Below are 22,388 nucleotides of genomic sequence, written 5' to 3'. Positions count from 1 at the left end.
CCGGCCTGCTAGGGTAGAGGTTTATCCATGTCCGCGCCGCAGAATACCATCGCCCTGATCTACGATTACGATCAAACCCTCTCGCCGGCCTACATGCAGGAGGAGGCGATTTTTCCGCAATTCGGCATCCATGCCGACCGCTTCTGGAAACAATGCCAGGCTCTCGTGCGGGAGCAGAACTACGACAACGAGCTGGCCTACATGAAGGTGCTGCTCGACACGCTGGAGATGGACCGCCCGACCAATGAGGAACTGCGGTCTCTCGGGGCGAAGCTGAACTTTTATCCCGGCCTCCCGGAGATGTTTGAGGAGTTCCAGACAGACCTCCTTTCCCCGGAGCACAAGGCTTACGGGATCACGGTCGAGCACTACATCGTCTCCAGCGGGCTGAAAGTGTTGCTGGAGGGCAGCCGCCTCGCGCCGTATGTCAAAGCGATCTTTGGCTGCGAATTCGGCGAGGATTCACAAGGCCGCATCACCTTCCCCAAGCGGGCGATCAGCCATACGCAGAAGACGCAATTCCTCTTCCGCATCAACAAGGGCATGCTCGACCTCAGCGAGGACGTGAATGACCACATGGCTCCTGACCTCCGCCCGATCCCGTTTCCCAACATGGTCTACATCGGTGACGGGCCGACGGACGTGCCGTGCTTCACCGTGATGCAGCGCAATGGCGGCAAGGCCATCGCGGTTTACAATCCGAACGACCCGACGCGCTCAAGCTTCAAGAAATGCTACCAGCTCAGCGCCCACGCCGAGCGGGTGAAAAACATCGCGCCATCGGATTTTCGCCAGGGCAGCCACCTGCGCTTCCTCATCGAGGAGATGGTACAGGATATCGCCAACTCCATCCTCGACCGTCGCCGCATCGACCTCGAAGCTGGCACAGTCAAGGCGCCGAAGCACTCGTAAGCAAGGCCCTCAGCCGCTCGCGAGGCTGCTCCTCAAGCGGCAGTCCATGGGCAAAGCAGAGCGTCGAGAAATCCTCGTCGAGCAGCGCCGCAAGCGAGCAACGAAGCCGCGCGGGATCAAGGCAATACTTGTCCGGAAGGATGTCGAACTCCTTCAAGTGAATCAGCGCATCGCCGACGACGAGAACGTCACCGCAAAGCAACGCACTTTCTCCCAGAGCCACTCCGGGCAGCGGAATGACGCGCGAACCGTCCGGCAGGACGTCCCCGGCGGCGTACCATTGGTCGGCAACCAGCTCCGGCCTCGCCTCCGCCGGGGCGAGGATCGGGCAATCCCACAGCCTCGCGAGCGCCACGGAATCCCGCTGATGATTTTCGCTGGTAAGGACGATGCGGGAAACGGATTCGCCATCGAGAACCGGCGAGAGTGCATCCATCGGGATGTCGACAGGATCAAAGACCACCCAGCCATCCGACGCGCGCAGCAGCGTGCTGGTGCAGTCGACCTTCACGCGGTCGACATAAAGCTGCCAGATCACGAGACCCTCGCGAATCCGGCGCACCTCGGGCGTCATAGCTCGAAAAACTTGCGGAGCTTGCGCAGGAAGTTCGACTGATAATCCTGCTGCTTCTCGGCGAGCAGCGCGGAATTCGTCGATTCCGACAAGACGCCTTCATTCTGGAGACGGCGGCGGGCGAGCAGGTCGCTCAGGTTTTCGACGAGTTCCGGGCTGTCCGCGATGATCGGAGCCAGAACACTCTTGTCGATCTCGACCGCAGTCGTGTCCTCCAACGCCACAATGGTGGCGCTGCGTGCCTCGCCGGTGAGCAGGGACATCTCTCCGATGCACTCGCCGGGGTTGATCTTGGCCACGGAGCGGATCGCGCCTCCGATGTCCACCAACACATCAGCCAGCCCCTCAAGGATGATATACATTGATGATCCGGCATCGCCTTGCTTGATAAGCTTTTCCCCTTCGCCGAACGAAACCACACGGGCATGATCGACAAGATAGGTCTTCTGGCCGTCATTCAGGACGCTGGCAAAGAAAACTTTCTTGAGTCCATCTTTGATCAGGGCCGGGCAATCCGGTGGCTGGACCGCGGGAACATACTGGGTCTCAAGCTGGATCGGGTACGGGATCGAGATATTGTGGCGGCGCAGGGCATACCAGAGATTCGTCCGCACGCTGCTCAGGATCTCCTCAAAGCAGCCGTGATCCTCGATCCAGAACTTCAGGTCGTAGGTGATGCTGGAAGCGGCGAATTCCTTGAGAAAGACCGCAGGAGCGGGTTCCGCCAGCACGCCCTTGCCCATGAGGCAGGCCTCGACCAGCACCTTGCGCACCTTGGTGGGCGCGACATCGTAATCCAGCCCGACCTCGATACGGAGGGCATGCCGCGCGGTCGGGTGACTGAAGTTCGTCACCGTTTCCTTGGTGATGTTGCTATTCGGGATATCGAGGTAGATGTCGTCGCAGGTGCGGAGGCGGGTGGAGCGCCAGTTCACCTCCATGATCTCGGCGTGTTCCTCCCCGACCTTAAGCCAGTCGCCCGGCTTGAACTGCCCGCCGAAGTAGATGGCAAATCCGGCGAAAAGATTGCCGAGCGTATCCTGCAAGGCGAGACCGAGAACGATACCTACGACACCTGCGCCCGCGAGCAGGCCCCCCAGAGGCTGGCCGTAGATATTCTGGATGACGATGACGAAGGCGAAGAGAAAAACGACCAGCGAGACCAACTGGCTGAGCAGTTTGGGAACCTTCGCGTTCATTCCGTCCCCTCGCCCGAAAATCGCGACAAAATAATGTCGCAGCAGGGTGATGACGATGAACGCTCCAGAAAGAACCACCGCCGCATTGACGTGCTCCTCCGCCACGCCGAAATCGATCATCGGCAGCATCTGCGCCACGAACAGGGCGAAGGTCAGGCAAAAGATATGGTAGAACCAGCCCAGCGGCACCTGGAAGCGCCGCTTGAAGAAGCGTCCGAGAATGAACAGGACCAGATAGATCGCTATCGCGGTGCCGCCATAGATCAGCGCCTTGTTGGTCACCTTGATACCCTCCGTAATGACGCTTTCGCTAATCAGCGCCTCAGGCGAGGCGGAGGGGGAAGGCTCGGGAGTCGCGGCAGCGATGAGGAGTGGAAGAATCATGCCTGCTGGTAAATGTCGTGCTGACGGGCGGTATTAGCACGCCCTAAGGGCGCAACTTTCAAGCCTGAAAGCGCGTCGACCCGCCTCATTTGCGAGACGGGCCATGATCAAAAAGGTCTACTTGCGCTTGCGGGCGAGCTCCTGCTCGATCTGCCCGAGAGGGAGGGTATTGATCACGTCATTGCGGGTGAGCCAGCCCTTGCGAGCGCTGCCGACGCCGAAGATGAGGTCCTGCAAACCTGCCGTGGAATGCGCGTCGGGATTGATCGAGCAGCGAACGCCCTTCTCCTTTGCGAGCGGCCACCATTGCCAGTCCATGTCGAGGCGGCGAGGGTTGGCGTTTAGCTCGATGATGGTGCCGGTCGCGGCGGCGGCCTCGATGATGGCGGGAACGTTGACCTTGTACGGTTCGCGGGTCAGGAGGAGTCGGCCAGTGAGGTGCCCCATCATGGTGACGTAGGGATTGGAGATCGCCTTGATGATGCGATCGGTCATCTCCACCTCGGAGAGAGAGAAGGCGGCGTGTACCGAGACGACGACATAATCGAGCTGGGCGAGGATTTCGTCGGAGAAATCCAGCGAGCCGTCCTTGCGGATGTCGCACTCGGTTCCGGCGAAAATCCGGAAGCCGTCGAAGGTCTGGTTGAGCTCGCGGATGCGGGCAACCTGCTCGAGGAGGCGTTTTTCGTCGAGGCCGTTGGCCTGCACCGAGCTTTTGCTGTGGTCGGCGATGCCGAGATACTGGAGTCCCAGATCCTCGGCGGCGTGGGCCATTTCCTCCAGCGAGGCGCGTCCGTCGCTGGCATGGGTGTGGCAATGGAAGGTGCCGCGGAGATTCTGCCATTCGATCAACTGGGGAAGCTCCCCTGCCTCGGCGGCGGCGATTTCCCCGCGATCCTCGCGGAGTTCCGGTTCCACAAAAGCCAGCCCGAGCGCGCGATAGACATCGGCCTCAGTGTAAACCTCGGGAATCGGCTCCTTGAGTTCGCGTCCCTCGGCCAGGCTGAAGCGATATTCGTTCAGCGACCAGCCGCGCTCCAGGGCGCGGGAACGGAGGCGGACGTTGTGTTCCTTGCTACCGGTGAAGTAGACGACGGCGAAGGGGTATTCCTCCGACTTCACCACGCGGATGTCGCACTGGATGCCGTTTTTCAGGATCACGCTGGCCTTGGTATCTCCATGAGCCAGGACGGAATCGACCAGGTGGTGGCCGACAAAATCCTCCAGCACGATCTTCGGGTGTCGCGTCGAGACGATGAAATCGAGGTCGCGCACGATCGGCTTCTTGCGCCGATAGCTGCCCGCCACCTGCACGAGGCTCACGCGCGGGTGGCTGCGGAGGTCGTCGAGAAGCGACTCGGCCAGTCCGCTGATGTCACCAAGGCGGAACTGCCCGGCGCTTTTCTTGAGTTGCTCCAGGCCTTTCAGGATATTCTCCGCTGTCTTGGCTCCAAAACCCGGGAGCGCCGCCACCTGCCCGTCGCGGCAGACGCGCTCGAGATTGGTCAGGGAATGGACGCCCAGTTGGTCGTAGAGTGCCTTGATCTTCTTCGCACCCAGGCCAGGCACGTCGAAGAGGGTGAAAATGTCGGGCGGGAACTGCTCGCGGAGTTCCTCGTAGTACTCGAGCTTGCCGGTGCGGGCGAGCGTGGTGATTTTTTCTACCAGCGCCTTGCCGATTCCCTCCACCTCGCCGAGACCGTCGCGGGCGACGATCTTGTCGAAATCCTCGGTCAGCGTGTCGAGAGCGCGGGCGCCATTGGTATAGGCGCGAATTTTGAAGGGGTTCTCGCCCTTGAGCTCGAGGAGCCGGGCAATGTTTTCCAGAATGTCAGAAATCTCGTCCTTGGTCATCGCGTGTAGGTGGCAATACGGTTGCGCCAGCCGGGAAGCCATTTGGCCTCGTTGCGCTCCGGGGGAGAATTCTTCACGCGGGTGGTCAGCACCTGGTCCGCCGCCCGGGCGAAGGAATCCAGCGGATCGCCGGACGGGCTCATGGTCAGGAGGACCTGGAGCAGGCCCCAGCCCTTGCCGTTGTAGCGCTCGGTGGGTGAGACGCCCTCGCCCTTGAAGTTCACATAATCTATGAGCGCATACATGCCGAGCGGCTGGGCAGCGACGCGGTAGAAGTTGGCGCGTACGCGCTCGCGATCCCCGGGAGCGGTGGCCGCAAGCATCTTGGGTAGCGCCTGTTCCAGGCGGAGCGCGGCGAACCGCGCCTGCTGCGGCACGGTGGTACGGAGGAGATTGCGCAACTGGACCATCGGGGGCGCCTGCGCGTCTGCGAGAAAGACCGCTCGCGTGGACCACGGGCAGGCCTGCCGCATCCAGCTCGGCACCATGATGCCCTGCCCGGCAAGGTAAACAACCAGCTTGGGAAAGCTCTCCTCGAACGGGCCGGATTTCCCGCGCGGATACCAGATGAAGTGCCCGATGCCGAGCGAGGCGAAGTCCTCGCCTTTATTCCACGAGGTCAGGCCCTCGACCGTGCCGGCGCACTCGTTTTTCCAGATGCGGCGACCGATTTCCAACGCCTGGGCGTCGTCGAGATGGATCGTCTGGGCAGGAGCCAGCGACAGGCACAAAAAACAGGCCAGGGCCGAGAGAGAGAGGATTTTCATCGGTGGTTGGACAAAGTCCGGGAGCAATCTAGCGTAGGGATGTGAATTTTGGCGAGAACGAGCAACTTTTCGGTTTCGATCCCCTGCCCCGAGTGGTGGCTGCGGAATTCGCCGAACCCAACGCAATCGACCTCTATGTGCGCCAGGCGGATGGATTCACCGCCCGCGTCCGGGAGGTTTTTCAGCCGTTTTTCTGGTGTGCCGGAGACGCCGGGCTGGAACTCTCTGGCGGACTGCCCCTGGATCGCCTCGTCCGTTGCGACTCGTGGGCGGAGTGCCAGGCCACCCGGTCGGAAGCCGCCAGCACGATGCCGACTTTCTGGTTGAACGACCCGGTGCAGCAGTACCTCACCCAGTCGGGGCGTACGTTGTTCAAGGGAATGCTCTTCGAGGATCTGCGGCGCATGCAGGTCGGCCTCCAGACCGACGAAAACGGTCTCACCGCCATCGCGCTCGCCGACTCCAGCGGGTGGGAGGAGGTTTTCGCCGTGCAGCCAGGACTCGTGGAGAGCGAGCGCGCCGCACTGGAGTGGCTGTCGGCCCAGATCGCCGAGCGCGATCCCGACGTGATCGAGGGGCACAATCTCTTCAAGGTGGACCTCGCCTTCCTCGCCGCCCGGGCGAAGAAGCTGAAAACGAAACTGCCATGGGGCCGCAACGGCGAGGTGCTGAAATCCCGCCCGTCGCGCCTCCAGATCGCGGAGAAGACGATACAGTATCCGAAATTTGTCGTTCCGGGCCGTCACCTCGTCGATACGTGGGTGCTCGCGCAGTATTATGACGTTTCCTCGCGGGAGCTGGAGAGCTTCGCTCTGGAGCAGGTCGCTCAGCATTTCGGCGTGGCGGACAAGGATTCAGCAGACGGACGCACCGCGCTCTCCATCGTGCGCGAGACCCGCGCGCTCGCGGCGGCGCTGAGCCGGAGCTATTTCATCCAGGCGCAGATTTTTCCCTACAACTACCAGGATGTGATCATTCGCGGAAACGCGACAAAGATCGACGCGCTCTTCCTCCGTGAGTATCTGCGGCGCGGGCATTCGCTCCCGGACTACCCTGAGGCGCGACCGTTCGAGGGCGGCTACACCGACATTTTCAAGACGGGAGTGATTCCCAACGTGTGGCACTGCGACGTGACCTCGCTCTATCCGTCGGTGATCCTGGCTTTTGGCTACACTCCGGCGGGCGACAAGCTGGACCTCTTCCGCAATCTCCTGAGCGAACTCCGCACCTTCCGCGTGGCCGCAAAAGCCGAGATGCGGAAGGCAGAAAGCGCCCGCGAACGCAGCCAACTCGACGCGCTCCAGAGCACGTTCAAGATCCTGATCAATTCCTTCTACGGCTATCTCGGGTTTGCGCAGGGGCACTTTGCCGACTTCGATGTGGCGGAGACCGTGACCGCCAAGGGCCGCGAATTGCTGCGCCTGATGGTCGACTGGCTCGGGAAACAAGGAGCGGAGGTAATCGAGATCGACACCGACGGCATCTACTTTCATCCGCCGGAGGGCGCCGATGCCGAGGTGCTCCAGAAAGGGCTCACCGCGGAACTGCCGGAGGGCATCGACGTGGAATTCGACGAGCGCTACACCGCGATGTTCAGCTACAAGGCGAAGAACTACGCGCTGCTTCACGAGGACGGCTCGATGTCGATCAAGGGCGCGGCACTCAAGTCGCGCGGGATGGAGCCTTTTCTGCGCGACTATCTTGAGCAATTCGTCCGCCGACTCCTCGAGGGCAAGCCGCGCGACGCCGGTGGCTTGCGCGACGAGGTCGAGGGGCGACTGCGCCGGGGAGAATTCTCCATCGAGGTGTTGGCCAAGACCGAGGCGCTCCAGGATTCCGTCGCATCGTATCAGAAGAAGATCAGCGCCTCATCCCGCAACCGTGCGGCGGCCTTCGAACTCGCGATCAAGAGCGGACGCGACTACCAGGCGGGCGATCAGGTGAGCTATTACATCACCGGCACGAAGAAAAAGGTCGTCGCCTATGAAAACGCACGACTGGCCTCGGAATGGAATCCCGAAGCGCGCGATGAAAACGTCGAGTACTACGTGGGCAAGCTGCACGAACTGGCGAAGAAATTCGCCGAGTTCGCGGAAAGTCCCGACGACCTTCCGCTGCTCTAGCTGGGTTTAACCGATGCGGACGGCGCGGGTCTTGTCGAGGCGCAGGACACCGGCCTCGCCCCCGGCCAGCACGGCCTTGACGTCGCCGATCTTCTCGCCCTTCCACTGCACGCTGCCACCCTCAAGAAGGCGACGGGCGTCGCTGCGGGATTTGGCAATACCAAAGCACTTCGCATAGGCCTCGACAACGAGGCTGAGGAAGTCGCGCGCCTCACCCGGCGTGTAGGCCGGGAGGTCGGCGTGGTCGAGGTCCTTCTTGCTGAAGCGGGTCTCAAAATCGGTGCGGGCGGCCTGGGCCTCCTCGGCGGTATGGAAGCGGGCGGCGACGCGCTGGGCGAGCGCCTTCTTGGCTTCCATGGGATGAGCGTCGGCAGGCAGGGTCTCCTTCAGGAGGATCTGGTAATAGCGCACCATGAGCTCGTCGCTGATGCTCATGATCTTGCCAAACATGTCGTGGGCACTTTCGTTGAGCGCCACGTAGTTGCCGAGGCTCTTGCTCATCTTCTGCTTGCCGTCTAGGCCCTCGAGGATGGGCATGACCATGGCGACCTGCTGGGGCATTCCCTCCTCCCGCTGGAGATCGCGGCCGACCATGATGTTAAAAAGCTGGTCGGTGCCGCCGAGTTCCACATCGGCGCGGATCTTCACGGAGTCCCAACCCTGCATGATCGGGTACTGAATCTCGTGGGCGCGGATGGGCTGGCCGCGATCCAGGCGGTCGCGGAAGTCCTCGCGGACGAGCATCTGCTGGAGTGTGACACGGCTGTTGAGCTTGATGACCTCATCGAAGCTCATCGCCTCAAACCACTCGCCGTTGAAAACGATCTTCGAGCGCTCGCGGCTGAGAATCTTGAACGCCTGCTCCTGATAGCTCTTCGCGTTGGAGAGCACCTGCTCGTGTGTGAGCTGCGGGCGGGTGACGGAGCGTCCGCTCGGGTCGCCGATCATGGCGGTGAAATCGCCGATGATGAGAATGGCCTCGTGGCCGAGGTCCTGAAACTCGCGCAGTTTCGAAAGCGAGATACTGTGGCCGAGATGAATGTCGGGCGCGGTCGGGTCGACGCCGAGTTTTACGCGCAGGGGGCGATTTTCGCCGAGCTTGGCGCGGAGGTCATCGGGGCTGAGAACTTTTTCACAGCCGCGGCAAAGTATATCGAGGGCGTCGGAGGTGGTCTGCATCGCTAAAATCCTAAAAAACCGTCAGCGGTCCTTGTTCAGGATTTTGCGCACCTCGTCAATGGTAAGCTCTTTTTGATTGGACTGCTGATCGAGAGCCTTCTGGGATTTTCCCTGCACGAGAAAGGGTCTGGTCTCGGCCGGCCCCTGCGAGGCATCCATGGGTTTGCGATCCGTTTCCGCGAAGGATTTCACCCGGGCCTTGTCGGTGACAAACTGCTTCTCGGTAGCCTTGAGCTCGTACTTTGTGGTGAGGTTTTCCTGCCCGGTCTTGAAAACCTTGCGTCCAAACCACGGGTTCTTGATCCCAAAAAACGACCGGGTATTCGAGTATGTCCCGGCATCAAAGTCCTTCTCGCCGGAGTAGGACCCGGCCTTCACCTTGGATTCGGTCGGGACGACGCTCGCTTTATTGAACTCTTTGTTGGCCAGCGGATTAGCCCACCCCTCTCCCGGCTTCATCGGAATGTAGTTCAGCCGTTGAGCCAGGGAGCGCTCCTGCTCTTGCGCACACAAGACGCCCGCAAAAAGCGAGCAGGCAAGCAGGAGGACAGGGAGGCGCATGGGGAGGACGCTACACTTTTATGCGCTGTCGGGCAAGCGAGGTGAAGCCCGCAGGGAATCCAACATTGTCTGGGCGGCCCGGCGGTCTTCAGGCGATGCGTACGATTTCACCGTGGTTTCGAGGACCTTGATGGCCTGGGCAGGCTTGCCATTTTTCACCAGCGCCCTGGCGTATGCCCGCGAGTAGTTGAACTCTCCGGGCTGCAGGCGGTGAGCCTCTCCCAATGCGGAGAGCGGGGATTTTCCCTCAGTCTCCAGTTGGGCGGCGTACCGTGCCTGGAAAGCGGCCGCAGCCGCCTGAACCTCCCACAGCGTGTTGCCGGGAGCGACGGTACCCCAGACCCTGGCCATTTTCGGCCAATCCAGCACCTCCAGTCTCTGCAATCCGGCACGAACCTCCGGGGCACGAAGAGACTCCGGGTGCGCCATGACCCATGCCCGGGCAGCATCCACGTCTCCCCGGCTCACGAGATCGGCAAAGATGGCCGCCCGGTAATCGAGCCGGGTCTGGAACGATAGCAAAGGGAGCATCTCCTCGGGCTGCGCGGCCGCGCCCAGCGCCTCGTGATAGTCGGCGAGCAAACGACCGCTCACGTGCTGTGGCCAGCGCTCCACCAACATTGCAAGAACGTCGCCAGCATCTGAAATCCGTCCGCGCTCGAGCCAGTTCGTCGCCACCTGCGCCCATACCCCTCCAGTACCGGCCTCGGCGGGAAAATATCCGTCCATGGCGCGAAGCTGGGCGGCGGCGAGATCCGGTTGATTGGTCCGGGCGTAGAAACGAGCCAGGTCGAGCCGGCGAGCGGGATCGATCGAGCCGATGGCATCGATGCGGGCAAGGATGTCCGCCACCGGCTTGCCCTGGCGCCACCTCGCCTCGGCCAGCGTGAGATCGGTGGCGGCATCGCCATCAGAACGCTGCATGCTTGCCGCCAGCACGCGCTCGGCCAGGGCGTATTGCCTTTCCTCCATCAACCGCTGCGCGAGCAGCCTCCAGGCGGTGGGCTGGAAATTTCGATCTGTCAGGTATTCGTCCAGGAGCGCGGACATGAGATCGAAACGCGCCTCCTCAAAAGCCAGATGGATTAGCATTTCACCGGCGAAATACTGCCCGGCACCCTGCCGCCATTCGGCGGTCAGCTCCTTGCGAAAGTCGTCCTGCCTCTTATCGCGGGCAGCGAGATTCTTGCGGAAGAGATAGTATGCCGGGATCAAGGCCGGGTACTGGGTGGCGATTGCCTGAAGCCTCGCCATCTCCTCGGTCCGCACCTCGACCGGCAGCAAGGGTTGCGAGAGGACGTAGTTTGACACGGCATTGAACTGCTCGCGGGACTGTTTGTAGCGCGAACGGAGATCGCGCAGGCGGCCGCGCCATTCCTCCGGCGACTCCGGCAGCCTCTGGGCCGCGGAATCAAGGCCATCCTCCTTGAGAACCCGCTCGGCGAGTTCCTTGCGTCGTTGATCGCCGAGAATGTCGGCCAGCGCGGCCAGCCGCTGTGCGGCGACCGTGCGATTCGGACCGACGGAGGATGCCTGCTTCTCCAGGATGACGGCAGCCTCGCGCTCCCGGCCAAACCAGGCCAGCAACTCGGCGAGATTCATGATGTAGGGACCCGGGTCGGGAGCCATGGCCGTCGCCGCCTCCAGCACGGCAAGCGCCTCGCGATGCCTCCCCAGCCGGGTGAGTGCCTGGGCATATTGCAGATTGAAAGCCGGCGACATCGCGCCGGGCCCCGATATGCGCTGCATCAGGGCGAGTTCCTCATCCGTCGCCCCATCCTGCTGGCTGCCGATAGCCAGCCGCAGAGCCGCATGCGTCGCCGCGATCCGCAGGGGAACGGAAGAGCCAGACTCCAGTGCCTTCAGGACAAGACCGCGCAAAGATTCACGTGCGCGCTTTTCCCCGGTGAAGGTGAAGAGCGTGATGACAGAGGTATCATCCAGCGCGGGCTGGGCAGCCAGGAAGTCGATAAGGAAAGCCGCCCTCGCGCCCTGCGAGGCCGCCAGCAATTGGCGGACGGACTGCAGCACATCCTCTACACGAGCGCCTCCCGCGCTCCACTCCCCGGCCAGATAGGCCGCCGAGGTGTGATCGTCATTGATGAGGCGATTCTGGACGAGCATCGACATGGCGCCATGTGAGAAATCCTCACCTCGCAGGACAGCGAGCGCACGGTCACTCTCGAGGCTGGTGCGATACAGTTCGCGCGCGAGTCGATTCATCCCCCAGCGCTCCAGCTGGCTCCCCCCCAACTGCACGATGTCGGTCCAGGATGCATCCTGTGCACCGCGGGATGCTTGAAAGACTTCCTCCAGAAGCTGACCCGCTTTCTCGTAATTCCCCGCCAGGGCGGCAAAAAAGGCTTCGACGGCCTCCGGGAAGCCCGGCTTGCGCGTGGCGACCGCCTGCTGAAGGATTTTTTTCTCAACCGCGGCACGCTCCGCCGGCGGCGTGAGCATCCAGCGCGCCCTAAGGGCGGCAAAAAATGGCCGGGAATAGGAAATATCCCCCGGGGAAAGAGCCAGCGCGTTATCGAAAGCCTGTCTCGCGGCATCGGGCTGGCGAAGGTTCAGCCGCCACGTCCCGATATCGATCCATGCCTGGGCGGCCTGCTCCGAGGGAAATGAGGCGGGAATGGACTCCGCGAGCCAGCAAGCCAGCCGCCCCTGCCCTTGGGACGCCAGGGCTCGGCATATCTCCCAACGCGCAGAAGCAGGGGCAGAGCTGATCAAGGTGGTTAACTCCTTCGATGGAGGCTGCCACCCTTTCTCCAGGAGAAAGGTCAGGGCCGTCTGGAAGGATTTCCATCGCGCGGCCCGATGATCGGCCGGCTGGGCGAGATAGGAGGAAAGTTCCGACCACGCTCCGGCATCCAGGGCCAGAATCATCAGGTACTCCCCGCGAGGGGATAAGGCATCGTGTTTTGCCGCTGCAGCGGAGGCCTCGCGAATCGCCGCCCCCTTGTCCCCGGAGAAATACAGCGCCCACACCCGCTCAGAGGGATCAGTCAATGACGCAATCCATTCCGCGCGTTTCGGGCTGTCGGCCAGCATGCGGGCCAGATCGCGAATCGCCAGGAGACGGACACCACGGGCATCGGATTCCGCGGGACGTGGCCAGGTGTCGCGAGGAATGCCCAGGGCGACAGGAGTGGCGGACGCGACGGAGATTTCATCCCCGGAGTCATAAGCCGGAGGGATCGGTAGCAGCAGGGCTGTCGCCGCGGAGGCCGGAGTGACAGCCAGCAGTTTCTCCAAATCCGTCGCTGCCTGAAGCCTGTCCCCACGGTCCTGCGCCAGCCGTCCAAGCCGGAAGAGGATGGCTGGAGGGTTCCCCGCCAGATCTCCCGCCATGCGATAACTGCGCTCGGACTCCTCGAGACGTCCATCGCGCTCCTGAAACTGCGCCACGGCCAGAAGCGCGGCAGGTTCTCGCGCAAACCGTCTGGAGACAGCCGCCCATGCTTCCCGCGCCTGGGACCACAGCCCGGCCTTTTCCAGATACTCCGCGCGTTGCTGCCATGCAGAAAGATCGGGTTCCTTTTCCAGCGCGATCAGCAATCCCGTGAGCCGGGCTGCATCGCCCCAGTTCCCAGCCCGGACCGCCTCGCCGACGGCGGCTTTCAGCGATTCCTCGTCGCGCGGCAGGGAAGCAGTGAACACGCCGCCCGCCTCGCGCGCCTCCTCGGTCCTCCCGGCGGCAAGGAGCGCATCCGCCTGGGCCTGTTTCCAGAAAGCATCGTCGGACCGGCCGGCCTTGTCCCTGAGGATTTCCAGCCAGGCATCGGTCAACTGGTGATCGCTGGAGTACGCCGCAGCCGCCCGCGACAGCTCGGCCCGGGCATCGGAATTGCGCTCGCTCTCGCAGGCAGCGGCCAGGAAATCCAGGACGCGGGCAAACTGCTGCAACCGGGAAGCGGCGCCGAGGATGGACTGAACGAGCGACCGCTTGGCATCGGGCGGGGCCAGTCGATACGCAAACAGCCAGCTTTCCAGCGCGGCGAACCAGTTGCCGCCAGCCTGCTGGGCAAAGGCGACATCCGACAGAGCCTGCCAGTCCTTGGGATTATCGTTCCGGATGCTCTCGAAAATCGCGAGCGCCTGATCAGGTTGGCCGCGCTCGATCTCCAGGTATCCGATGCGCCGCTGGAGGGCGACCATCTCGGAGGGTTCCGCTGTCTTGACCAACCGGTTCAGCTGCGCGATCGCGCCGTCATAGCGTCCGTCGGCCACGAGGGCATCGATGAAGGCATTGCGAAGCGGGCGGGATGACGGGTAGAGCGACAGCCCGGTGGCGAGCGTCTGCTGGTAACTGTCGGTGGCGCGGAGGAAGCGCTGCCAGCGGGCGAGGCGGAGCCAGTCCGTCTCCGTGCCGCCATTACGGGCGCGCAGCGAAAGGGAATCCATCACAGACCGAAGACGCCTCTGGCCGCCCGGTTCGAATGTGGAAGACCCGGCCGATATCGCCTGCAAATCGGAAATCAGCGAGCGCTCCGCCTCCTCGCCGATGTCGCCCGGGAGCAGCGCCGCCTGAACGAGAATATCACCCGCCTCGCTGGTCTGTCCCTTGCGGACCAGAAGCCGCGAGAGAGCCAGGGCATTTGCAGGGGAAGGTGACGCGGCGAATGCCTGATATGCCCAGGGAAGCGCCAGAGAAAGGAGATTTGCGTCCTGGTAAAATGCGACAAACCTGGCGGCAGCCGCGCCCTGCTCTTCCTTGGTCAGCTTGTCCAGGGGGAATCGGCGCAACGCCTTTTCGCCAGCATCGTGGTTTCCCCGATCTGCCTCGAAACGTGCAAGGTTCAGCACCGCATCCACAGATCGCGGATCTGCCTGGACGGTACGCTGGAGTTCGCGCTCAAGCGCATCATTGAGGTGGAGGCGGCGATAAAAATCGAGCGCCCGCTCGCGTATCGCCTCATCCCCCTTTTGCGAAGCGACGAACTGCTCGACCATTTTCCCCGCCTCGACGGACCGGCCCTGGAGGGCATCCACCTCCGCCTGGAGAAATAGCGTGTCGGCATCCTGCGTACGGCCGGAGGATGCCTTGCGGGAGAGAGCCGCGGCCGCATCGAGATCACCTATGGCCAGCGCCAGTCGGGCTGCCTCGCGCTGAAGGGCGAGATCCTGAGGGCGCACGGCGGCCGCCTGCGCGATCCACTTGAACCGCTTCGCGCCGTCCCCCCGGTATTGATAAAATGCCGCAAGGCGAAGCGCCGGGCCGGCGGCTGATGGCTCCGCCGCCGACGCCATCAGCAGGGAAGCCTCGAGTTGCGGCATGCGTCCCGAGCGTTCCGCCAGAGAGAAGACCCGGTCCTGGATCTCCCGGGTTTTCCAATGGCCTTCGCCCAGAAGGGAAAGGGCTTTTTCCTGATCCTCGACAGCGGCATCCAGGTCGCCGCCCTTTTCGGCTGCCCGCGAGGCAGCTTCCCACGCCTCCACACGCTGGGAGGGGGCGACCGTCGCGGCGATTTCGCGCCAGTAGGCAGCAGCCGATTTCCAGTCTCCGGCCGCAGTGGCAGACTTCGCGAGTTTTTCCAGGAGAGCCAGATCGCCGGGAGCCAGGCTGAGGGCCTGCTTCCAGGCGCTCGATGCACTGAGAGAATCTCCCGCCTTTGCCCAAATCTCGCCCGCTCCGATCCAAAGAGCCGGGTCCCGCAATGCGACGGCGGACTTTTCCAGAAGCCGGGCGGCATCGGCAGGATGCCCGGCATCCGCCGTCCAGCCAGCGAGCAACAGCGCGGCGGGGCCGCTTGATACGGCGAGCGGTTCGACGAGCTTTATCGCCTCGTCGCGATAACCGCCCAGCGCCAGGACCTGTGCGCAGAGCAACGGCGATTCTCCGGCTCTCTGGCGGGCGAGGGCGATCAATTGCGCCGACTCTCCCTGCTTGTCATACAGTGTCCACAGACGCTCGAGCGAGGACGTCTGGGTGGGATTGGCCACGAGAATCGTCCAATATCGGTCCGCCAGACGCTGACCGGAGGGGTCGAGGGCAAAAGAGGTGCCCAGCGTGAAAACGAAAACCGCCGCGCGCCTCAACATGGCGCTACGGTACGCAATTGTCCGGCCCGGGCAACTCCCGTGATTTCCGAACGTCGCGGAAGATGACTGGCGAATTGGGAGGAACGCACAGGTTGCGCAAGTGGTTCTGCGAGTCTCAGTGGCCTGGAGAACGGAAGGGCGGCGGCTCGCACACGCTCCCCTTCCAGACAATCAGCGGAGCGAAGCCGGGAGGCGCCTGCCTGCACCGGCTTATCCGCGGGACTCCTCCGTGCGCCCTACTGGCTGAGGCCGGGCATCGCCGGAGCCTGCATTTCCTTGTATTCGGACGGGATGGTGAACTGGGTGGCGTCAATCTCACCGGGCTTCACGGTGACAACCGTGGTGGTCACCTTGCCCATGGGGGTCTCAACGACCGTGCGAACGGGGAAGCCAGAGAGCTGATTTTTCTCGATGAAGGTGCTGATCGGGTCGGCCTTGCCAGAGAGTGCCGAGAGCTGGCTGAGTGCCTTCTGCGCATCGGGAGCGTCCTTGGTGAGCCAAAGCTCGACCTTGCGGCCGTCGACGGTCGTCACGTACTCCTCGCAGGCAAAGCCATTGATCGTCTCCTTACGGCCTGTGGCCTTGGGGATATCGGCCTTGAGCTCACCTTGTTGCTGCTGAACCTTGGCCTGCATGGCCTTGATCGTTGCACCGGGCAGGCGCATGGCGGCCTTGCGGGAATGAAAAAGCGAGAGGGAATCTCCGCTGGCGAGATCGACGATGGTCGAGATCTCGGGATTCACGTCAATACGGGCCTTCTGGTCCTTGACCTTGATGGTCATGTTGATGTCGACCCCGTTCGCCCCACCCTCCTGCTTGACGTTCTGAACGATGGTGATGTCGGCCCGGACCAGGGATACCGGGAGGATGATGGCGGCGAGAAGTGCGAGGATTTTCATGAGGTTTAGCGGGAGAGGTCGGCTTGGGTAAGGGTCTTGAATCCATCTCCGGCAAGGACGGAGCTGGAGCATTCGGTATCATCGACATGCATGGCGATGACGGCTCGTCCACGGGGACGCACCATGAGGGGGTAGCTGAAGAAGATATTCACCTCAGCCTTGAGCAGGGCGGAGAGGACCTTGGCCAAGTCGGCTGCGCCCTCGGGGAGCTCGACGACCAGCACTTCGCATTCGCTGAAGGGGATCTCGTGTTCCTCAAACAGCGCCACGACCATGTCGGGATCGCTCACGACCATGCGGCCGATGGAGGATTCCGAGGAATCCTGGATGCTGAGCGCGAGCACGACGACATTGCGCTCATTGAGGAGTTTCACGACTTCCAGCAATGCCCCCACCTTGTTCTGCAGGAACACGGAGAATTGACGGACCTGGGGGCTATTCAGCTTTTCGGCAGTAGATACGGCCATGGGATTATTTATAGGAGTAGATCAGACAGAAAGGAGCCTTCTCGCCTTCGACCAGCGAGAGCTTGAGGAAATACCGCCCGCTTTTCTCGGGGACGAACCCGGCGGCGGCGGCGGGACCGTCGTTGTAGGTCTGGAAATCGACCAGCTTGCCCGCCTCGTCGTAAACCGAAACAGCCAGCCTGCGGGCGGGCGGCGTGGCGGCTGCGGTGAACCAGTATTCGTTGCCCGCGAAGAGGTTGACCTCGAGGAGCTGGGGCTTGGAGGAGTCAATCTCGCCCGCCCAATAGCCGTCGCGAATCTTGTAGCCGTCGTTGCTGAAGGCTCCGGCGACCTCGAGAGCCTTGCTGCGCGCGCTGACGTCGGTATCGGTCGGGGTGGCGGGGTCCTGGGCGAAAGCTGCGGAAGCCAGGGTCAGAGAGCAGATCAGGGCGAGAAGGGGCTTCATTGCTGGACTCCTTTCGTCACGATGTCGTTCACGGCCTTGGCGACGGATGCGTGCAAATCTTTGACACTCTGTTCGGAAGGCGTGTCGGCCTGGACGTAGGCCTTGGCGGAATCCAGCGTAGAGCGGATTTCCTTGATGAGCTTCTCTTCCTGCAAGGAAGCCGGGAGGCTGGCGACCTGATCGAGGAGGTAGGTAATGATCGCGGGTTGACGCAGGAGACGGGCGGATTCCGGTGTGTAGGCTTTTTCCACCAGTCCGCTGGCGATTTCCGTGCCGCGCAGCCATGCACCGATGGTGACGAGGGTGATGAGATTCGTGTCCTTTTGGTCGGCCATGTCGAGCTTCACCTCGTTCTGGGTGGCCTCGAGTTCCTCCCGGAGGGCGCTCCAGTTATTGGCCTGGGCGAAATCGTTGATGCTGTTGCCGCGACCGAGGACGCTCTGGCTGACATTCAGCTTCTTGGCGAGGTTGATGATCTCCTTGCCGATGTTCTTAACCCCCTGGCTGTCCTGGGCCTCCACGGCGATGTACCCGTCGGCCACCAGGGTGCCGAGCGCCATGGCAATCTGGGCGCGGCTGGCCGTGGCAGCCGGGGTGGCGGCGCGGACGAGCTGAGACCATTGGGGGGAGCCCTGCTTGTCGATGGCTACAAAAAACTCGCCTGGAGTGGGAATCGTTATCGCCTCGACGCGAACAGCTTGCGAAATTTGCTCAGGTGTCAGCGAAGCGTCTTGGGAAAATCCCACGGACGGCGCGGCGAGGCCTGCGAGCGCAGCCACTGAGAACCATCGCATCCGAATCATGATTGCAGATAATACAAAGCAGGGAATTTTGGCGAGAGACTTTCGCAACAGGCTTGCACGCCGTAAAGTGGATGTTTCTTCACTGTGAACGATTCGCTACCCATCTACGATCTGGACGAGGAAATCGTCTCCGCCCTGCAAGAGGGCAACCGACTCATCCTCCAGGCCCCGACCGGCTCGGGCAAGTCGACCCAGGTGCCGCAAATCCTCCTAGACGGGGGCATCCTGGGGCAAGGGCGCTGCGTCGTCCTCCAGCCCCGCCGTCTTGCCGCCCGCATGCTGGCCAAGCGCGTCGCGGAGGAACGCGACGTGCAGCTCGGCGGCGAGGTGGGCTACCAGATCCGCCTCGACAACGTCTCGTCGCGCGACACCCGCATCCTCTTCGTCACCGAGGGCATCCTGCTCCGCAACATGCTGGCCGACCCGACGTTGGCGGGGGTTTCGACCATCATCTTCGACGAATTTCACGAGCGCCACCTCTACGGCGACATCAGCCTCGCCCGTGCCCTCGACCTCCAGGAGACCACCCGGCCCGACCTGAAGATCGTGGTCATGTCGGCCACGCTCCAGAGCGCACAACTGGCGGAATATCTCGGCAAGTGCGAGACGCTGACCTCCGAGGGCCGCACGTATCCGGTGGAAATCGAGTACCTGCGCCACGACCCGCGCGAAGATCCCCCATGGGAACTCGCCGCCGAGGCGGTGGCGGAGAACTTTGACAGCACCGAGGGCGACATCCTGGTCTTCATGCCGGGTTCGTACGAAATCCAGCGCACCATTCGCGAGATCACCCACCGCCTGCGGTCGGGCGCAGTCGTATTGCCCCTGCATGGCGAACTCCCGGCCAACGAGCAGGACAAGGCGGTCGCGCGCACTTCCCAGCGCAAGGTGATCGTCTCCACCAACGTGGCGGAAACCTCGCTGACCATCGACGGCGTGACGCTGGTGGTGGACTCGGGCCTCGCCCGCGTGGCTCGCTACGACCCCAATCGCGGCATCAACACGCTCCTCATCGAGAAGATCAGCCGCGCGTCAGCCGACCAGCGGGCGGGACGTGCGGGGCGCACGGCACCGGGCGTGTGCATTCGCCTCTGGACCGAGCGCGACCATGGCATCCGGGCGGCGAGCGAGCTGCCCGAGATCAAGCGCCTCGACATGGCCGAGACCGTGCTTTCGCTCAAGGCCGTCGGCATTACCGACCTGAGCCGGTTCCGCTGGATCGACAAGCCGGAAGAAAAGGCGCTCACCCGCGCCGAGCAGTTGCTCTCCGATCTCGGGGCGCTCGACGAGGAAGGCGGCATCACGCCGGTGGGGCGGCGCATGCTCAATTTCCCCGTCCATCCGCGCTACGCCCGCATGTTTCTCGCGGCGCAGGATCTCGGATGCGTGCGCGCCGCCGCGCTCATCGCGGCGCTGACCCAGTCGCGCAATCTGCTCCTGCGCGCCGACCGCCGCGTGGAGGAGGAACGGGCGGAAATCTTCGGCCACGGCATCTCGGATTTCCTCATCCTCATCCGCGCCTACTCCTATGCGCAGCGGCATGATTTCCGCATGGACGCCTGCCGACCGCTGGCCATTCACGGCGAGGCGGCCCGGCAGGTAAAGAAGCTCTTTGAGCAGTTCCTCGACATCGCGCGGGCGGAAAAACTCGAGATCGGCGAGGGAGGCGCGCCGGATGAATCCATCGCGCGCTGCGTGCTGGCCGGGTTTGCCGACCAGGTGGCACGCCGCAAGAGCGGAGGCACGCTGGTTTGCGACATCGTCCATGGACGACGCGGCCAGCTCGCCCGAGCCAGCGTGGCGCAAAACAGCCGCCTCGTCGTGGCGGCGGAGATCAACGAGATCGAAGGCCGGGGCGGCGACGCCCAGGTGATCCTTTCGCAGGTCACGGAGATCGAGGAGGCGTGGCTGCGCGAGATGTTCCCAACGCACTTCCAGGAGCGCATCCAGCATATCTTTGACAATTCGCAAAACCGCGTCGTCGTGCGCCGCGAGAAAGTCTATCGCGACCTTGTGATCGAGTTGCAGGACCGCGACGCCGATCCGTCCCCCGCCGCCTCCGCCTGCCTCGCCGCCGTGGTGCTCGATGGCGATCTGCGGCTGAACCAATGGGATGACGCGGTCGACCAGTGGCTGGAGCGGGTGAACTTCCTCGCCGCCGCTGCGCCGGACTTCGGCTTGCCCACCATGGGCGAAACCGAACGCCAGCTCATCGTGCACATGGCCTGCGAGGACGCGACGAGCTACCGCGAGATCAAGGATCGCCCGATCCTGCCCCTCGCCCGTTCACTCCTCACCCACGAGCAGCAGCGACTCGTCGACAAGCACGCGCCCGAGCGGCTCGAGCTTCCCGGCGGACGCCGCGCCAAGATCACCTACGCGCAGAATGCCGATCCCGTGCTCGGCGCGCGCATCCAGGATCTTTACGGCGTTACCGAAGACATCAAGATCGCGGGAGGCCGCGTCCCGGTCACGATCCAGGTCCTCGCGCCCAACCACCGCCCGGTGCAGATCACCAAAAGCCTGAAGACCTTCTGGGCGGAATCCTACCCGAAGCTAAAGCAGGAGCTTCAGCGCAAGTATCCTAAGCATGAGTGGCGTTGAGGCAGACAAGCGGAATGGAAAACGCGCAAAAGCACAGCGCGAGAAAGAAGATGGTCGAACCGATCACGGTCATGCAGAGGACGAGAGCATGATCGACGTCGCGGCGTGACCAGAAGGAATACACCAGCGCCCAAAGGATAAAAACCACCGGCACCAGATAGAGAAACCAGCCATCGTACATCATGAGGCTGGTCAGCGATGGCAAAGGTCTCCCGCCGAGCGACTGCCGATAATACTCGGCGACCCCATCCTTTCCGACATAGACCAGCAGAGCGGTCGCACACGAGACAAAGACCGAGAACCAAACCGAGACAACACGAGCAACCATAATCAGCGAAATATGATGACCCGAAATTATAAATTCCGGCCCGCTGTGGCGATGAAACTCTGCCTTTCCCGAGTAGCGCTGGCGGTTTCACTGACCATATTTGCATCCGCAAACGCCGCCGAACCCGAGGGCTACAAGGCCGCGGTGAAGGTGACTCCCCTCCTCCTCACCGAGACGACCGAGGCCGGGCAGCCGATCGTTTATCCGCAGGTCAAGGACCCCGAGGTGCGCGCGGTCACGGTGGTCATTCCGCCCGGGGTCGAGACCGGCTGGCACGTGCATCCCTTTCCCTGCTACGCCTATATCCTGAGCGGCGAGCTGGAGGTGGAATTTGAGGGCGGCGTGAAGAAGCAGTTCCACGCTGGCCAGGCCATCGCCGAGGCGGTCAATGTCCTGCACAACGGACGCAACCCCGGCAAGGAGGATGCAAAGCTCGTCATGTTCGTAACCGGGGAGAAAGGTCTGCCCTTTACCATTAAGAAGCAGGCTGATGCTGCGAAATAACCCATAGGCCTCCGGCAGGCTTGCCGCCAGGAGACCAATGTGCCAAACAGCGGACATGAAGCAAAGGTGCGCGGTGTTTCTGGTGGTACTTCTCGTCTTTGGCGGACTGGCCCAGGCGCAGACGGAGGTGCAAAAGCTGGTCTTCGTACGTCATGGCGAACGCCCTCCCGGTGGTCACGGCCAGATCATGGAACAGGGGCTGCTGCGCTCGCTCGCCCTGCCGGATGTGCTGATCGGGAAATTTGGCAAACCAGCCTACATCTTTGCCCCCTCGCCGCTCGCCAAGGTGAAGGAACTCGACACCGGGCTGCATTACTATTACCTGCGACCGCTCGCCACCATCGAACCGACGGCCATCCGCTGCGGCCTGCCGGTCAACGTCCGCATCGGGTATACGGATATCGGTGCCCTGCGCCGGGAGCTGAGCAAGCCGAAATACTGGAACTCCACGGTCTTCGTCGCCTGGGAGCACCTTGAAATCTGCAAAGTTGTGCGCGAGTTTCTCAAGAAATACGGAGGCAATCCCAACGAGGTCCCCACGTGGAGCAACACCGACTACGACAGCATTTTTGTCCTTACGATCACCCGCCAGCAGGGCAAGGTGGTCTCAATCGCGTTCGCCCACGAGCACGAGGGATTGAACGGCCTGAAGCCCTCGCAGGTGAAACTGATCGTTTCTCCGTCGAGGTAAAAGCTGATCCCGCGAGGGCGGGAAGAGTCACATTGGTATTGCCTGTGGC

General features: G+C 62.6%; 17 protein-coding genes. 5 read left to right on the top strand and 12 right to left on the bottom strand.

The window, feature by feature from the left end:
- Positions 1–27 precede the first annotated feature (27 nt).
- Positions 28–912 (top strand): HAD family hydrolase, encoded by an 885-nt coding sequence (locus tag TSACC_RS06515; RefSeq protein WP_075078569.1) that lies wholly within the window; start codon positions 28–30, stop codon positions 910–912.
- Here TSACC_RS06515 and TSACC_RS06510 read toward each other — a convergent pair.
- The 4 genes from TSACC_RS06510 to TSACC_RS06495 form a co-directional block, all read right to left on the bottom strand.
- Positions 890–1,486, bottom strand: a complete 597-nt coding sequence (locus TSACC_RS06510; RefSeq protein ID WP_075078568.1) for an MBL fold metallo-hydrolase — start codon at positions 1,484–1,486, stop codon at positions 890–892. The two genes, TSACC_RS06515 and TSACC_RS06510, sit on opposite strands and share 23 nt — an antisense overlap.
- Positions 1,483–3,069, bottom strand: a complete 1,587-nt coding sequence (locus TSACC_RS06505) for a mechanosensitive ion channel family protein (RefSeq protein WP_075078567.1) — start codon at positions 3,067–3,069, stop codon at positions 1,483–1,485. Before TSACC_RS06505 ends, TSACC_RS06510 begins: the two co-directional genes overlap by 4 nt.
- 117 nt (positions 3,070–3,186) lie before the next feature.
- Positions 3,187–4,923 carry a DNA polymerase/3'-5' exonuclease PolX gene (polX, locus tag TSACC_RS06500; RefSeq protein ID WP_075078566.1) on the bottom strand — a complete coding sequence of 579 codons (1,737 nt, stop codon included), beginning with the start codon at positions 4,921–4,923 and terminating at the stop codon, positions 3,187–3,189.
- Positions 4,920–5,690: a hypothetical protein gene (locus TSACC_RS06495; RefSeq protein ID WP_075080594.1), complete on the bottom strand. Its 771-nt coding sequence runs from the start codon at positions 5,688–5,690 to the stop codon at positions 4,920–4,922. The genes polX and TSACC_RS06495 overlap by 4 nt, the downstream gene beginning before the upstream one ends.
- 41 nt (positions 5,691–5,731) lie before the next feature.
- On the opposite strand from TSACC_RS06495, the gene TSACC_RS06490 reads away from it, so the two are divergent.
- Positions 5,732–7,813, top strand: a complete 2,082-nt coding sequence (locus TSACC_RS06490; RefSeq protein WP_075078565.1) for a DNA polymerase domain-containing protein — start codon at positions 5,732–5,734, stop codon at positions 7,811–7,813.
- A gap of 6 nt (positions 7,814–7,819) precedes the next feature.
- Here TSACC_RS06490 and tyrS read toward each other — a convergent pair whose 3' ends face one another.
- From tyrS to TSACC_RS06455, 7 genes are all read right to left on the bottom strand, one after another.
- Positions 7,820–8,992, bottom strand: coding sequence for a tyrosine--tRNA ligase (tyrS, locus tag TSACC_RS06485; RefSeq protein WP_075078564.1), 1,173 nt, complete (start codon positions 8,990–8,992; stop codon positions 7,820–7,822).
- A gap of 21 nt (positions 8,993–9,013) precedes the next feature.
- Positions 9,014–9,553 (bottom strand): hypothetical protein, encoded by a 540-nt coding sequence (locus TSACC_RS06480; RefSeq protein WP_075078563.1) that lies wholly within the window; start codon positions 9,551–9,553, stop codon positions 9,014–9,016.
- Positions 9,554–9,571: 18 nt separating this feature from the next.
- A complete protein-coding gene (locus tag TSACC_RS06475) occupies positions 9,572–15,598 on the bottom strand; it encodes a hypothetical protein (RefSeq protein ID WP_075078562.1) in 6,027 nt (2,008 codons plus the stop codon).
- A gap of 236 nt (positions 15,599–15,834) precedes the next feature.
- Entirely contained in the window at positions 15,835–16,497 is a 663-nt protein-coding gene (locus tag TSACC_RS06470) for a DUF4412 domain-containing protein (RefSeq protein WP_075078561.1), read from the bottom strand.
- A gap of 5 nt (positions 16,498–16,502) precedes the next feature.
- Entirely contained in the window at positions 16,503–16,964 is a 462-nt protein-coding gene (locus tag TSACC_RS06465) for an ACT domain-containing protein (RefSeq protein WP_075078560.1), read from the bottom strand.
- Positions 16,965–16,968: 4 nt separating this feature from the next.
- A complete protein-coding gene (locus TSACC_RS06460) occupies positions 16,969–17,409 on the bottom strand; it encodes a hypothetical protein (protein ID WP_075078559.1) in 441 nt (146 codons plus the stop codon).
- On the bottom strand, positions 17,406–18,203 hold the full coding sequence (locus TSACC_RS06455; protein WP_237763909.1) for a hypothetical protein: 798 nt from the start codon (positions 18,201–18,203) through the stop codon (positions 17,406–17,408). Before TSACC_RS06455 ends, TSACC_RS06460 begins: the two co-directional genes overlap by 4 nt.
- Before the next feature lie 93 nt (positions 18,204–18,296).
- On the opposite strand from TSACC_RS06455, the gene hrpB reads away from it, so the two are divergent.
- On the top strand, positions 18,297–20,816 hold the full coding sequence (gene hrpB, locus TSACC_RS06450; protein ID WP_075078557.1) for an ATP-dependent helicase HrpB: 2,520 nt from the start codon (positions 18,297–18,299) through the stop codon (positions 20,814–20,816).
- Here the strand turns inward: hrpB and TSACC_RS06445 are convergent.
- Positions 20,797–21,144 (bottom strand): hypothetical protein, encoded by a 348-nt coding sequence (locus tag TSACC_RS06445; RefSeq protein WP_075078556.1) that lies wholly within the window; start codon positions 21,142–21,144, stop codon positions 20,797–20,799. The two genes, hrpB and TSACC_RS06445, sit on opposite strands and share 20 nt — an antisense overlap.
- Positions 21,145–21,156: 12 nt before the next feature.
- Between TSACC_RS06445 and TSACC_RS06440 the strand changes: the two genes are divergently transcribed.
- Positions 21,157–21,648: a cupin domain-containing protein gene (locus TSACC_RS06440; protein ID WP_084400254.1), complete on the top strand. Its 492-nt coding sequence runs from the start codon at positions 21,157–21,159 to the stop codon at positions 21,646–21,648.
- 55 nt (positions 21,649–21,703) lie between these two features.
- Positions 21,704–22,339 carry a histidine phosphatase family protein gene (locus TSACC_RS06435; protein WP_075078555.1) on the top strand — a complete coding sequence of 212 codons (636 nt, stop codon included), beginning with the start codon at positions 21,704–21,706 and terminating at the stop codon, positions 22,337–22,339.
- The last annotated feature ends 49 nt before the right edge of the window (positions 22,340–22,388 follow it).

Origin of the sequence: Terrimicrobium sacchariphilum (genome assembly GCF_001613545.1) — a bacterium.
In the GTDB taxonomy this organism is placed as follows: Bacteria; Verrucomicrobiota; Verrucomicrobiia; order Chthoniobacterales; family Terrimicrobiaceae; genus Terrimicrobium; species Terrimicrobium sacchariphilum.
Note: the sequence above shows the minus strand (reverse complement) of the source record. Positions and strands in the feature narration are given on the sequence as shown.